Origin of the sequence: Microcystis sp. M109S1 (assembly GCF_020247025.1) — a bacterium.
In the GTDB taxonomy this organism is placed as follows: Bacteria; Cyanobacteriota; Cyanobacteriia; order Cyanobacteriales; family Microcystaceae; genus Microcystis.
In genome coordinates this window covers 1-14,262 of sequence record NZ_JADBRW010000319.1, presented here as the reverse complement: position 1 = coordinate 14,262, position 14,262 = coordinate 1, and the positions used below count along the sequence as shown (strand labels likewise).

General features: G+C 41.1%; 15 protein-coding genes. 8 read left to right on the top strand and 7 right to left on the bottom strand.

All coding sequences use genetic code 11. The annotated features are described in order from the left end of the window. Positions 1-34: 34 nt before the first annotated feature. From IM322_RS16020 to IM322_RS15995, 6 genes are all read right to left on the bottom strand, one after another. On the bottom strand, positions 35-1,567 hold the full coding sequence (locus IM322_RS16020; protein ID WP_287675046.1) for a hypothetical protein: 1,533 nt from the start codon (positions 1,565-1,567) through the stop codon (positions 35-37). Positions 1,568-1,824: 257 nt separating this feature from the next. Beyond that, positions 1,825-2,133 carry a hypothetical protein gene (locus tag IM322_RS16015; protein ID WP_287675047.1) on the bottom strand — a complete coding sequence of 103 codons (309 nt, stop codon included), beginning with the start codon at positions 2,131-2,133 and terminating at the stop codon, positions 1,825-1,827. A 19-nt stretch (positions 2,134-2,152) separates the two neighbouring features. Then, positions 2,153-2,896, bottom strand: a complete 744-nt coding sequence (locus IM322_RS16010) for an alpha/beta hydrolase (RefSeq protein ID WP_287675050.1) — start codon at positions 2,894-2,896, stop codon at positions 2,153-2,155. A 120-nt stretch (positions 2,897-3,016) separates the two neighbouring features. After that, entirely contained in the window at positions 3,017-3,529 is a 513-nt protein-coding gene (fldA, locus tag IM322_RS16005; RefSeq protein ID WP_287675053.1) for a flavodoxin FldA, read from the bottom strand. A 265-nt stretch (positions 3,530-3,794) separates the two neighbouring features. Then, positions 3,795-4,823 carry a chlorophyll a/b binding light-harvesting protein gene (locus IM322_RS16000; RefSeq protein WP_287675073.1) on the bottom strand — a complete coding sequence of 343 codons (1,029 nt, stop codon included), beginning with the start codon at positions 4,821-4,823 and terminating at the stop codon, positions 3,795-3,797. A 459-nt stretch (positions 4,824-5,282) separates the two neighbouring features. Continuing rightward, positions 5,283-5,849 (bottom strand): hypothetical protein, encoded by a 567-nt coding sequence (locus IM322_RS15995; protein ID WP_287675055.1) that lies wholly within the window; start codon positions 5,847-5,849, stop codon positions 5,283-5,285. A 58-nt stretch (positions 5,850-5,907) separates the two neighbouring features. On the opposite strand from IM322_RS15995, the gene rnc reads away from it, so the two are divergent. Continuing rightward, positions 5,908-6,588: a ribonuclease III gene (gene rnc / locus IM322_RS15990; protein WP_287675057.1), complete on the top strand. Its 681-nt coding sequence runs from the start codon at positions 5,908-5,910 to the stop codon at positions 6,586-6,588. Between the two features lie 16 nt (positions 6,589-6,604). On the opposite strand, the gene IM322_RS15985 is transcribed toward rnc, so the two are convergent. Further along, the gene (locus IM322_RS15985) at positions 6,605-7,384 is read right to left on the bottom strand and encodes a Crp/Fnr family transcriptional regulator (RefSeq protein ID WP_287675059.1); all 780 of its coding nucleotides are present in this window, start codon (positions 7,382-7,384) and stop codon (positions 6,605-6,607) included. A gap of 170 nt (positions 7,385-7,554) precedes the next feature. On the opposite strand from IM322_RS15985, the gene IM322_RS15980 reads away from it, so the two are divergent. The 7 genes from IM322_RS15980 to IM322_RS15950 all read left to right on the top strand — a co-directional run bounded on the left by IM322_RS15980 (position 7,555) and on the right by IM322_RS15950 (position 14,124). Further along, entirely contained in the window at positions 7,555-8,598 is a 1,044-nt protein-coding gene (locus IM322_RS15980) for a sulfate ABC transporter substrate-binding protein (RefSeq protein WP_287675061.1), read from the top strand. 11 nt (positions 8,599-8,609) lie between these two features. Beyond that, a complete protein-coding gene (locus IM322_RS15975) occupies positions 8,610-8,951 on the top strand; it encodes an NIL domain-containing protein (protein WP_002768372.1) in 342 nt (113 codons plus the stop codon). A 19-nt stretch (positions 8,952-8,970) separates the two neighbouring features. Then, positions 8,971-9,813: a sulfate ABC transporter permease subunit CysT gene (cysT, locus tag IM322_RS15970; RefSeq protein ID WP_286826307.1), complete on the top strand. Its 843-nt coding sequence runs from the start codon at positions 8,971-8,973 to the stop codon at positions 9,811-9,813. A gap of 34 nt (positions 9,814-9,847) precedes the next feature. Continuing rightward, the gene (cysW, locus tag IM322_RS15965; RefSeq protein WP_287675064.1) at positions 9,848-10,690 is read left to right on the top strand and encodes a sulfate ABC transporter permease subunit CysW; all 843 of its coding nucleotides are present in this window, start codon (positions 9,848-9,850) and stop codon (positions 10,688-10,690) included. Positions 10,691-10,806: 116 nt separating this feature from the next. After that, positions 10,807-11,844, top strand: coding sequence for a sulfate/molybdate ABC transporter ATP-binding protein (locus IM322_RS15960; protein ID WP_287675066.1), 1,038 nt, complete (start codon positions 10,807-10,809; stop codon positions 11,842-11,844). A 456-nt stretch (positions 11,845-12,300) separates the two neighbouring features. Continuing rightward, the gene (locus IM322_RS15955; RefSeq protein ID WP_287675068.1) at positions 12,301-13,488 is read left to right on the top strand and encodes an AAA family ATPase; all 1,188 of its coding nucleotides are present in this window, start codon (positions 12,301-12,303) and stop codon (positions 13,486-13,488) included. A 24-nt stretch (positions 13,489-13,512) separates the two neighbouring features. Continuing rightward, positions 13,513-14,124, top strand: coding sequence for a DUF4276 family protein (locus IM322_RS15950; RefSeq protein ID WP_287675071.1), 612 nt, complete (start codon positions 13,513-13,515; stop codon positions 14,122-14,124). The last annotated feature ends 138 nt before the right edge of the window (positions 14,125-14,262 follow it).

The following is a 14,262-nucleotide window of genomic DNA, read 5'->3' as shown; positions in this document are numbered from 1 at the left end:
ACAGTAATTATTGTGCTAATATATCATAACTACTCTAGAAGAGCCATGATTTATAATCGGCCAAGTGCTTATATTCATGACCCCGATTATCGCGTGGAACAGGAGGTGGTTGGGGTTGTCCTCGTTCATCTGGTGGAACAAACCGAGGTTGTTTAGCTTGACAAATTCTTAACTCAGCCCAATTTTCTAGACTTCTATTTTCTGTAAAATGTTCAAACTCATGTAGTGAATGAATAACAGGCGGCATTGTCAGACTTAATTCCGAACAATAATTAGTTTCCTCGATCATAAATTCAAATATTTGAGAAGCTGTTATTGCATCATAAAAGGAGAGAACCAAAGGAATAACAGGCTTATCTTTCAAATTATACGCTCGAACGGTTGCCGAAATTTGTTCTGTGGCTTCGTGAAATCTCATATAAAAATTGGCTAGTCCTTCAGGATGAAAACAGGCGCTAGTGTCAGCAGACATTAGCGAATTCTTGCATTCGATAATAATATAGGCATTAGGAAGGCATATCAAAAAGTCTGCTCGTTTTCCCGCTTTATTGATCGAGTCTGTTTCGTCAACAGGAATTCTTTCAAAAGATGTCGGAGCAATCTGGGGCAAAAAAACTGCTTCCAGATATGTTTCCACCGCATCACTTAAAATACCATCTCGTTTTTTTCGATTCTCTTCGTAGGGCGTAAGAATATTTGTGTTAATCTGGTTCCAGCAGGATTCAGACAAAGAAAAAGGATCGGGAAGACAGTATTTTTGTTTGCCAAGATATATAAATGGAATATCTAAAAAATAATTATAAAAGAATGGTTGATAAGGTTCTGATACTGTTTCTATACTTCGCTCAACTTTTGTCCAAAAACATTGAGAACCTTTTTTTGTAGATAGATTAAAAGGCAAGCTATTGAGTGAAATAAATTTTTCAAGATTCTCTTGAGTAATTCCCTGATCTTCGAGTTCTTTATCTATACTTATAGTCCGAGAAAAGTCGATAAGACCCCATTGCTCTCCATTGCTCATTCCCCATCCAATCGCCGACATAAATTGATTAAAGTAAACCTGGGTTGATAATCCCGCTCGCTGATAAAAAAGCTCAAGAATAAGAGGGTGTGATTGATGAATAATCTCCAATAATTTAATCGTGCGCTGAATACGAGCTATTGGTTTTCCAAATCCCGAATTTTGAAAAGCCGCCGAACGCTGACAGAAGAGTCCTGACGAATGGCGGCGCACTTTCTCTTTTGTGATAAAATCACTAGGCTTGATCGTCCAGTTACGAACTTTGTTTATATGATTTTTCTCGTATTTTGCAATGTTATTTACGATTTCTTCCGATTCTTTTTCCAACAGATTTTTGTCTGAAATTGTATGGTTCGGCCAACCAAAATAAACTTGAATCAAAGAATAGAATTCTTCTGGAATTATTTCTTGATCACGATGTATGTTTCCCGCACTAGCAAGAAGGATCAATCGAATCACATAATTTCGTGATGCGTTACTTTTTACCCATTCATAAGGACTACTCTTCCAGCTTTCCCACTCGCGCCAACAAATACTTGCTCCCATTTTTAAAATTGAATGAGAGTTATATCGACGAAGATAGTCTTTTAATTCTGTTATGTTCGAGAAGTTCATGAGAACGGGACGCGCGAGTTACCTAGTCTAATTGTAGTACATCGCTCCGGGACGATCGATCCCCCGAAAAGTGTCCATTCTAACCCTAACGAATTGGGTCTAGAATGCTATTGTAGTGATTTCAAATAAGTCCGATACACTCTCGATCGATAAAACCCTTATTCTATCTGGCATTGATATTCCCAATCTTAATTGAAATGACTATATCTCGAAAATTTACCGAGACAAGTCCAACTTAGACCAATCCTCGACTTCCAACGTGTTTCTCGCTCAAAATCCCGACAATCGATCGCCTCTTCCGAAAAGGCACGCATTGGATGGACCGCACATTTCAAGCGATAATCCCCAGTACAAAAAACACAGCGACTACAGGGAATCCGATGCAGCTTTCGCAGTCGTCCCCGCGCTTCGGCAATGGCAAGAAAAAGGGCAGTAAAAAAGAATAAGAGAACGAGCCAGATAGCGATCGGACAAAAGAGCGGTATTAGCCTTAACATAAATCTCGATTTTTGTCAATTAAGAAATAATTACAGTTTGCTCAGAAAGAAATTCCTGTCGGATTAGAGATCGCCAGAAACTAAAAATCTCTTGACTGACGCTGTAGGGGTGGGAATAGTGGAAAAAATAACGCCCTTTGTGACAACTCCAAATGCGATCGCCTGACTTTAACCAGGGTTGCCATCCCTGCAATAAATGCCGATCAATTACCGTATCGATATCTCCCCCACAGACTAACAGGGGTACGGGAACTGTCCCCGGGGGGAAATGGGCATTCTGATAGAGATTATGGGGAGAAAGGGACAATAATAAATCCTCTTCCAAGAGATAGCGATATTCTTGGGTTAAAGCGCAGGATTGATGACCAAAAAGATTGTGAACCGATTGATTGAGCAGAGTTTGACGAGAACAAGGCAGTAATTTTGATAGCACATAATAATGAGCTTGCCAATCGATCGCCGGATAGACTCCCACAGAGAGCAAAGTTAAGGATTTTACCCTTTCTGGATAACGACGCGCGTACAGTAATCCTACTAATCCCCCCGTGCCGTGGCCGACTAAATGCAGCGGTCGATCGCATTGTTTCAGGTAATCTTGTAGTAATACCAAGGCAATATCAAGAGAAGCTGGCTCATCAAGAGATTGACAGTATTGCCAATCAGCGATCGCAACTTCCCGGGCTAAAAAATCCAACACCGGGCGATCGAAACGGCGAAAACTGGGGTTAACATTAATCCAAACTGCATCAGGTAATCGAGACATAATAATCAAGGAGATAGGGAATGGGGAGATGGGGGATAGGGGATGGGGAGATGGGGAAGTGGGGAGATGGGGAGATGGGAGAAAAAAGCTGTCTCCTGTCTCCTGTCTCCTGATGGCCAACTAAACGCCAAATTCGCGCTTAAGTCCTGCGACCCAAGTTTTGATCCGTTGTTCAGTTAAATCGGATTGGTTGTCTTCATCCAGGGCTAAACCGACAAATTTGCCATTTTTTAAGGCTTTTGACTCGTTAAAATCGTAACCGTCTGTGGGCCAGTAACCGACGGTTTTACCCCCTAGGGAGGCGATTTTTTCTTCCAGTATCCCCAGGGCATCCTGAAAGTTGTCCGAGTAACCGATTTGATCCCCCATCCCGAAATAAGCGACCTTTTTGGAGACGAAATCAATGTCATCCAATTCATCGTAAAAACCCTCCCAATCGCTTTGTAATTCGCCGATATTCCAGGTGGGACAACCGATAATCAGGGCATCGTAGGGGGCAAAATCCTCGGTAGATGCGGAGGAGATATCGTGTAATTCTACAATTGCCTCACCTCCAAATTCTTTCTGAATCATTTCCGCCACCGTTTCGGTTTTGCCGGTTTGCGTGCCAAAAAATAAGCCAATTTTTGCCATAAAATTTGTCCTTGTTGCGAAATAAGTGAGTTTAACTCTTAATTATCCTTGATAGGGAATAAAGCCCCTGATTACAGTTTTCTCCCTCTGAAACTGGCATTTCCTGCCGGCAAGAACTACAGTACCAATAAGAGCGAGAGCGTCCAATGTGATGCAGCAATTTGGTGTTACAACAGGCACAGTAAGGCATAAGGGACAGTTAGAAAGATTGATCAGCGGGGAAAATTCGGAAAATAGATAATTTATCCTAATCTTCCCCAAAAAACTAAGCTTCTATCGCATTTAAGGCTTTTTCTACTCGTTTAAAGTCAAAACCCATCGCGCGTAAAGCGTGCCAGAGATGACCTTGTAAAAAGAAGAAAGCGAGGAAAAAGTGGGCATTAGCTAACCAACAGCGCGCCGTATGCACTCCAAAGGGCAATTTCACCGTGTCGGCAAAGTAGGGAGCAATTCCTAACTTCACTTCTAAAACTGGCCCGTAAAATTCGACTGGATAAGCGAGGGTATTTACCCCACAGAAATAGGCGGCCACGAAACCAGCTAGGGCAATTCCGCCCAAAGAGTAGGATAAAATGGCTTCTCCAGAGAAAATCAGCACATTTCTCGCCCATTTGAGCGGGGGAACGATAATATGCCAGATACCGCCCCCAATTAACATTAAACCGACGTAGATATGACCACCGACTAAATCTTCGAGATTGTCCACAGTAGCGAAGTGGGTTTGATAGCCATAGATAACCCAAGGATCGAGGGTTGGTTCACTAACGACTCGGACAGCGCCGATAGTTGCGTCGTATAATCCCCCCCAGTACATAGCTTTGGCCACTAATAATAATGCAGCTATACCTAAAAAGAGCAGGTGATGACCGAGAATCACTCCTAATTGTCGGGGTTCACTCCAATCGAAATGGAATTTTTTCGCCAGTCCAGAGGAATCTTTTAGGTTTTCTGGGACTCTTAACAGGTGAAATAAGGCTCCTGCTCCCAAAACTGCCGAAGAAATTAGATGAATTGAGCCAATCACGAAAAAGGGATAGATATCGATGATTTGCCCCTTTTCTCCGACTCCAAAGCCTAAAGTGGCCAGGTGCGGCAGTAAAATTAAGCCCTGTTCTGCCATGGCTATATCGGGGCGATACTGGGAAATTTCAAATAAGGTGAAGGCTCCTGCCCAAAAAGCGATTAAAGCAGCTTGGGCAACGTGGGCAACGATAAATAAGCCTGATTTATCGGCAAAACGGGCATTTCCTGCCCACCAGTCGTACTCGATCTGAGGATTATCGTAGGTCTGCATGGCATCTTTTAACGAAAATAGAACCAAGCTTATTGATAATAATATGCAATAAGCTTTAAGTCTTAGTCTAAAATAATTCTCAATAAAGTCAAGTTAAGAATTGTTACAATTGCTCGGTATCGTTTGATACATCAGTATTTTTAGCCTGGTCAGCCTTTGAAAATCAAGGCTTTTCAGCATTAATCCTGGATCGCAGCTAGAGTAATCGCCTGAGACAATTGAGAATAATTATTAATTAGTTTTGAACGAGGACTAGAGGATAATTAGCTTGTCATCACTTAAACAAGCCTATAATTAGGCATTAAAGAGCATATTTAAGCTTATTTATGCTCTTTATTTCATTTTTAACCTGAAATCTCTTTTTTATTCGATAAAATACCCGCCGGTGCCCCTCGCCTCCCTGTCGGTTGTGGTAAGCTGTACTGAATTTAAACTGCGTCAGAGTCTCTGAGCGCCCATTTATAGGGATTGCCGTCTCTGGAGGTTCCTTTCTCTCCCCTCCCCAGTTCTGAAAAGATATTTAATAGAGCCGTAGATTAATAACATTGCCGTTAAAGTCATGGCCATAATTAGGGGGGCGATTTTGGCTAACCAGAAAGCCACGAAGATTATCCCGATTCCGTCAGCGAGTAATATGGGTAAACGTGGCACTATGCCATGGTCAATAATTTTTTCCGTGCTTGGCTGCAGTTGAATCTTGGCTAAACAATGGAACCAAATTTGACTAACTAAAACTATTAGGGCCCCCCATCCTATCCAGAGGGCAGCCACATAAAAGCCCGATAATTCTAAAACAATTGTACTAATTGTGACGATAAAAAAGCGATCGAGGCGAGGATCGCTGGTTTTTTGCTGAAATTGGGCAATTTCTCCCAGATCTACTGCGGCCATGCGGGCCTGTTCAAGACAGATCCCCAGGGTACCTAGGGCAAGAATGGCAGCGGATAGGTTTTCCGGTGAGAAGATTTGGGAGATTATGCCTAAACTAGCCGGAAAAAACAGTAAAAAAAGGATCGTTCGTCTCATCTATTCGGGGTGGGGTCGGATTAAGATCAGAAATGCCCTTGACTTGATCATTTCTGTAATGTCTTGTTTGCCTCCTTTTCAAAATGCTCTCCTTCTCACCCAAGCTTTAACCCATCGTTCCTATGTCAATGAACAGTCCGAATTGACGGAAAATAACGAGCGCCTAGAATTTTTGGGCGATGCGATTTTAGCTTTTTTGGTGGGCGAACTATTGTATCAAAAATATCCCGCCATGAACGAGGCAGAATTAACCCGTTTGCGGTCAAATTTGGTCAAAGAAGAACAATTAGCGCAATTGGGCCTTGAAATCGGCCTAGGGGAGTTAATGCGTTTGGGGAAGGGGGCAATTAAAGATCGGGGGCGATCGAATCCTACCCTATTAGCGGACACTTTTGAAGCGATAATTGGGGCTTATTATCTAGATTCGGGGTTAAATGCGGTTAAAAACTATCTGCACCAACTTTTTATCCCTGTAGCCTCTCATTTAGTCTCTCAACAATCGGAATCGCCATCTTTTATCGATGCCAAAAATCTCTTTCAACAGTGGGCGCTGGCCAATTTCGCCTCTAATCCAGAATATGCGATCATTGATGTTACAGGACCGCCCCACGCTAGGGAATTTACTGCCGAAGTGCGGGTTAATCATCTTCTCTATGGTACAGGTAAAGGTAAACGGAAACAGGATGCCACCAAAGCGGCTGCCGAAGATGCCTTAAAGCGCTGTCAATTGCAAGGGTAAATAGGGCCAACCCTACTTACTTTAGAGGCCACCAATTAACTTTATCTCTGGTGGCACTGTACACTTCTTTTAAACCCTCGGCATCCAGTACCCGAATTAAATCCCCCGTTGATTCTGAGGCAATTAATCCCACGGTTTGCAATCCTTTTAATACCTGTTCGACGGTACGTTGATTGAGTTGACAAGCGCGAGCAATCACATCGACGGATAAATCAAAAGTATAGATATTTTCGGCACTCGGTTGACTGCCTAATTCTCTTTCTTGATAGATTAAAGCTCTGAGTAAAGTGGCTACAGCTTGGGGTGGATAGCTACTGCAATTAAGCAAATGATACTCGAATTTTTGCTGTAATTCAAATAAAAAACAGTACCGTTGACGAAAACTTTCGTTATCGTTGTAAATCTTTTCTAGTGCCGATAAGGGAATTTTCAGGACGTGGGTAGTTTTATAGGATTCCACCAAACAGGGAAAGGCGCGACTGGCTAAACCATAACTAAAGGGTAAACTCCTCATACCAAAACAGCCGCCGGGGTAGGTAATGGCAATAATCCGGTCGAGGGGAGTGCTGCGGACGACGATTACACCCTCATCCAAAATCACATACAAAACATCTAGAAATTCATCGGGGAGAAAAGCCGTATAGACGGGACGATTGGAAAATAGCGTCTCTAACTTGAGATTGTCGGCATCGAGATACTGACTTAACCAAGCTTCCTCTAGTCCGCGAAAGAGAAAACTCTGGTTAATCAGTTGTTGTAGGAGGGGTGTTTTTTTGGCCTTGACGCTCTTGCCCATAGTCTCAAACCTAGATGTAGCACTGATTCCATCTTCTCACAGTTTCCCTTGTTATCACCTTATTCCCAATTTGTTTTATAAATGTATTGAAATTTTCTTTCCTGTGCTGTAGGATTAAAACACGCCTGAAAACAGATACAACCTCAGAGTAAATCTTAGGAGCGCCCCCGATGCAGTCATCCCAGTCTTGTTTATCCCTACTCGTGGCAACTGTCCTGACGGGGGGAACGCTGGCATCTTGCACCCCATCCCCCACCAATAGCGGCAATGACAGCCAAAAACCCGTGACTGTGACACTTGTTTCCTATGCTGTCACCCAAAGTGCCTACGAAAAAATCATTCCCAAATTTGTCGAGGAATGGCAACAAAAAACGGGGCAAAAGGTAACTTTTGAACAGAGTTATGGTGGTTCCGGTTCCCAAACTCGTGCCGTTATCGATGGTTTAGAAGCGGATGTGGTGGCTTTAGCTTTAGCTTTGGATACCAAGAAAATTGAGCAAGCGGGATTAATTCAACCCGGTTGGGAAAAAGAAGCACCGAATGACTCTATTGTTCATAAGTCTGTGGTGGCTTTTGTTCCTCGTGATGCCAATATTAAAATTAATAAATGGTCAGATTTAGCCAAGGATAATATTAAAGTTATTACCGCTAATCCCAAAACTTCTGGCGGAGCGCGCTGGAATTTTCTCGCTCTCTGGGGTTCGGTGACGCAAGCGGGAGGCAGTGAACAAGCGGCGCAAACTTTTGTCGAAAAAGTGTTTAAAAATGCGCCAGTTTTACCTAGAGATGCTCGCGAATCTAGTGATGTATTTTTTAAACAAGGCCAGGGAAATGTGCTAATTAATTACGAAAATGAGATGATTCTCGCTAACCAAAAAGGTGAGAAGTTAGCTTACACTGTTCCCACCGATTACAACATTTCTATTGATAATCCCGTGGCGGTTGTTGATGCCAATGTGGATAAAAAAGGTACGAGAAAAGTGGCCGAGGCTTTTGTGCAGTTTTTATTTACTCCCGCAGCCCAAAGAGAATTTGCTCAGGTGGGGTTTCGTCCCGTTGAACCGACGGTATTTAAAGAGTTTGAGAGTAAATTTCCTCAGATAAAAAATCTCTTTACCGTGCAGGATTTAGGCGGTTGGGATAAGGTACAAAAGCAATTCTTTGATGAAGGAGCCTTGTTCGATAAAATTCTGACTAAAGCTGGTAAATCCTAAGGAGAAAAACCATGGATAATCAACCTCAATGGCAAACTATTAATCATCCCCAAAGTGACTTACATCTCGATCAATCAGGACTCGATCGCCCCACGTCCCGAAGAATAAAAATTCGGATTCCTAAACAATATATTAACGAGCCAATTATAGCACGTTTAGGGTCTTTTCCTGGTCTAAAAGTGAATATATTTTCCGCTTTGTTAGCTGCAAATAATAATCAAGATGGCTGGTTCGATCTACAACTACAAGGCAACTCCCAAGGGATAGAAAATGCCCTTTCCTATCTGGCAGATTTAGATGTAGAAGTTTGGTATGATTCAGCACAAGTTCTTGAAGAAGCGGACAATTGGTAATCTCTAGCAATAATTAACAATGGCTAACCCACAATTATCTTTATCTCCCAGCCAACCCCACAAAAAAGTTTCTATTCCTTGGGTAATTACCATTAGTTATCTAGTGGTTTTGTTGGTTTTACCGGCAGCGGCACTATTTGCTAAATCCCTAACTCTTGGTTTTGCCGAATTTTGGCGCATTGCCACTTTACCGATTTCTTTATCCGCTTACCAAGTCACTTTTTTGACTTCCTTAATCGCTGGATTAATTGACGGAGTTTTTGGCACTATTATCGCTTGGGTATTGGTGCGTTATCGATTCCCGGGTAAAAAAATTGTCGATGCTTGTGTGGATTTGCCCTTTGCTTTACCCACTTCTGTTGCTGGTTTAGTCCTAGCCACAGTTTACAGTGATAACGGTTGGCTCGGTCAATTTTTTGCCCCCTTTGGCATTAAGATATCCTTTACCATTTTAGGGGTTTTTGTGGCGATGTTATTTATCGCTTTACCCTTCATTGTCCGCACCTTACAGCCAGTTTTACAGGAAATGGAAAAAGAGGTAGAAGAAGCGGCTTTATCCCTCGGTGCTTCCTCTTGGCAAATCTTTTGGCGAGTTATTTTTCCCACAATACTACCCGCTATTTTAACAGGAGTTGCCCTCGGTTTTGCCAGAGCGATCGGTGAATATGGTTCCGTAGTTATTATCTCCTCTAATATTCCCTTTAAGGATTTAATTGCCCCGGTTTTAATCTTCCAAAGACTAGAGGAATATGATTACACGGGGGCAACAGTAATCGGCATGGTTTTATTACTGGTTTCTTTGTTCATGTTAGTAGTAATTAATTTCCTGCAGCAATGGGGGCAAAAATACAGAGTTAAGTAACAATTATTATCATTTAATGAGAGACAGAGTAAAAATGCAGAATCCAAAAGTATTAACTAAACCGAAAGAATGGGATTACAAACCCCTACTAATTATCATCGCCCTTGTTTATCTGGCACTATTATTATTTATTCCGGCGGCGGCAGTATTTTACTATGCTTTTCGCAATGGATTCCAAGCTTTTTTAGAAGCGGCGGGAACTTCTGACTTTATCGAAGCCGTGAAATTAACAGTAATTATTGCCCTAATTACTGTACCTTTAAACACAATTTTTGGACTTTGTGCAGCCTGGGTAATTGCTCGCAATCAATTTCGTGGCAAAACTTTATTAATTAGTTTAATTGACTTACCTTTTGCCGTTTCTCCCGTGGTAGCCGGTTTAATGATTGTACTGCTCTATGGGCGCAATGGTTGGTTAGGTTCTTTCCTAGAATTTTTCGATATAAAAATACTTTTTGCTTTACCCGGAATGGTATTAGCAACTATATTTGTTACTATGCCTTTTGTCGCTAGAGAAGTTATCCCAGTCTTAGAAGAAATTGGCTTAGAACAAGAGGAAGCGGGGCGCACTTTAGGGGCAAGTGATTGGCAGATTTTCTGGCGCATAACTTTACCCAATATTCGTTGGGGATTGATGTACGGAGTGCTGTTAACTAATGCCCGGGCGATGGGAGAATTTGGGGCGGTTTCTGTGGTTTCTGGCAGTATTTTAGGTAGAACTGCCACCCTGCCAATTTTCGTAGAACAGGCTTATAAAAATTATCTCACTCCTGCCGCTTTTAGTGCGGCGGCTATTCTCGCCTTACTAGCGGGAGTTACTTTAATTATCAAAGAAATTCTCGAACGTAAAACCGCCCACAAAATTCACACTACCTAACTACAAAAAACCTAAAAACATGAGCGGGCGTTGGGTTTCATGCTTCAACCCAACCTACGTTCATCTTATATTTAATTCCACCCACCTACTTACTTAACTACAATTAACCTAAAAATATGAGTATTACTATCCACCAAGTTTCCAAACGTTTCGGCAATTTTCAAGCTTTAGATAATATCAGTTTAACCATTCCTGAAGGTAAATTAGTTGCTCTCCTCGGACCATCGGGATCGGGAAAATCCACCTTATTACGTTCAATTGCCGGATTAGAAAGTCCCGACAGTGGCGCGATTATCATTAACGGACAAGATACCACCCATGTGGATCCTAGACGGAGAAATATCGGCTTTGTTTTTCAACATTATGCCCTATTTAAACATTTAACTGTCCGTCAAAATATTGCTTTTGGTCTAGAAATTCGCCAGCAAAAATCGCAAGTAATTAAGAAAAGAGTTGAGGAATTATTAGAATTAATTCAATTACAAGGATTAGGCGATCGCTATCCCGCCCAATTATCGGGAGGACAACGGCAGCGAGTAGCTTTAGCCCGCGCTTTAGCCATTCAACCGAATGTATTATTATTAGATGAACCCTTTGGAGCTTTAGATGCAAAAGTCAGAAAAGAATTAAGGGTATGGCTGAGAAATTTACATAAAGAAGTTCACGTTACCAGTGTTTTTGTTACCCACGATCAAGAGGAAGCAATGGAAGTAGCCGATACGATTGTCGTGATGAATCATGGTAAAATTGAACAGGTGGGTTCTCCCGCCGAAATTTACGATCATCCGGCCACACCTTTTGTGATGCAATTTATTGGGGAAGTGAATATCTTACCTAATCTAGCGGGATTAGGAAATGGGCATCATCAGGGTCATAATTCCACCGTTTTTATCCGTCCCCACGACCTGGAAATTATGCCCGAACAAGATGGGTTGAATAGTTGGGCAGTGGTAAAAAGAGTTATTCATTTAGGCTGGGAAATACAAGTAGAATTAATGTTAGCCGATGGGGAAATGGTGGTGGCTTATCTCAATCGTGAGGAGTACAAGCAATTACAGTTACAACCAGAACAAACGGTACATTTAAAACCGAGAAAAGCCACTTTGTTGACGGATTTTGATCGGCAATCTCAAGCGTTAGATCACTCGATTTAACTTTCTTAACAGTAATCAGGCATAAATTCCCCGATTTCCCGACAATTTCTCAGTTGTTGTGCATTTAAACTCGGTATTTTGTATTTTAGTACAAATGCCTGAACTATTTCTCCCTGTTAGACTCGGCCCGACAATGCTCACCGAGACGAGTCGAGGTGCAGCCGAAGTCTAACGGCAAGCTTTCTCCTATGCAGTCTTAACCAGTAATTTAGATGCGCGAGCAGCTTAGATGATTGGGAAGAGAGAGGAGAAATGCTAATCCTATCAGCCCTGGAATTTGGTATTATAGGTAAAACTTGTCTTTTTCTGAGAACTAAAGAAATTACCGCTTTTTTCAAATTGATGAGGTATGAACTCTCCTGCCTAAACCTAGTTTTTTTTACTTCATTAAATTAGAATTGCCATAACTGCTAATCACAGGAAAGACAAGCTAAAAGCAAGAGAGAGCAACAATCAATGTCTAAAAACTCTATACCTCGAATCGAAAATCTGCGCGTGCAAAATTACCGAGCTTTACAGGACTTAGAATTAAAAAAAATTACTCCTCTAACCGTTTTTCTCGGTCCTAATGGGAGCGGAAAATCTACCATATTTGATGTCTTTGCTTTCCTCTCTGAATGTTTTACTGTTGGTTTAAGAAAAGCTTGGGACAGACGGGGAAGATTTAAAGAATTAAGAACCAGAGGACAAGAAGGTTACATCATTATCGAATTAAAATATAGAGAAACATTGGCATCACCTTTAATTACCTATCATTTAGCCATTAATGAAGCTAATAATCGCCCTTATGTTGCTGAAGAATGGTTACAGTGGAGACAAGGAGCGAAGGGCAAACCTTTTCGCTTTTTAGACTTTAAAGAAGGGGAAGGAATAGTGATTAGTGGAGAAAATCCCCAAGAAAAAGATGAACGAATTTCTGAACGATTAGACTCCCCGGAATTTTTAGCTGTTAGTACCCTGGGACAATTGGCCAAACATCTCCGGGTTAGTGCTTTGCGTCGTTTTATCACAAGTTGGTATCTTTCCTGCTTAACCGCAGATAATACTCGCAATCAACCCGAAGCAGGAGCGCAAGAAAGATTATCGCCAACTGGTGACAATTTACCTAATGTTATTCAATATTTAAAAGAAGATCATCCTCAACGATTAGAATCTATTTTACAAACCCTTTCTCGTCGAATTCCCAGATTAGAAAAAGTAGAGGCATCTATTATGCCGAATGGACAGCTTTTACTCCAGATTAAAGACGCACCTTTTCAAAGTCCAATTCTTGCCAAATTTGCCTCCGATGGCACTTTAAAAATGTTGGCTTATTTAACTATATTATATGATCCAAGCCCTCCGCAATTAGTGGGAATAGAAGAACCAGAAAATCATCTTCATCCCCGTTTATTACCTGAATTAGCAGAAGAATGTCGGGCAGCGACCGCAAGTACACAATTAATGGTAACAACTCATTCTCCCTTTTTTGTAGATGGTTTGAAACCAGAGGAGGTTTGGGTGCTTTATCGAGATGAAAATGGTTTTACTCAAGCTAAACGTACTTCAGCAATGCAAGGAGTTAAGGAATTTATTCAAAATGGTGCTTTGTTGGGTCAATTATGGATGAAGGACTATTTTGATGTGGGTAATCCTATCATTTAAATTTAATACCAAAGGAGGGAAAAAGTGCATCTTGAATTTTTAGTCGAAGAATTTTCTACCCAAGAATGTTTAAATCAAATTTTACCTCAAATATTATTTGAGAATGTCACTTATAAAATTTATGCCTTTCGAGGTAAATCCGATTTAATCAAAAAACTACCGGAGCGATTAAAAGGTTATAAATGCTGGATAACCGATGATTATCGAATCATTATTCTTGTAGATAGAGACAATGAAGATTGTCAAAAAATCAAAGAAAAGTTAGAAAATATCGCTCAACAAACAGGACTTATCACTAAAACGATTAGCGAAGATAAAAAAACATTTCAGGTGTTAAATAGAATTGCTATAGAAGAACTAGAAGCTTGGTTTTTTGGTGATATTCAGGCTATAGTCTCAGCCTATCCGAAAGTTTCTACTAATGTGGGACAGCAAGCAAAATACAGAAAACCCGATGAAATTACAGGCGGAACTTGGGAAAACTTAGAAAAGATACTTCAAAAAGCTGGGTATCATCGAGGAGGTTTAGAAAAAGTGAAAGCAGCCAGAGAAATTTCTCAATTTATGACTCCTGCTCATAATTGTTCTCCTAGTTTTCAGATTTTTTATCAAGGTTTATTGGCGATGCTCCCCTAGAAAAAATCGCTCTAATTATTTAACTGATAACTGATAACTGATAACTGATAACTGATAACTGATAACTGATAACTGATAACTGATAACTGATAACTGATAACTGATAACTGATAACTGATAACTGATAACTGATAACTG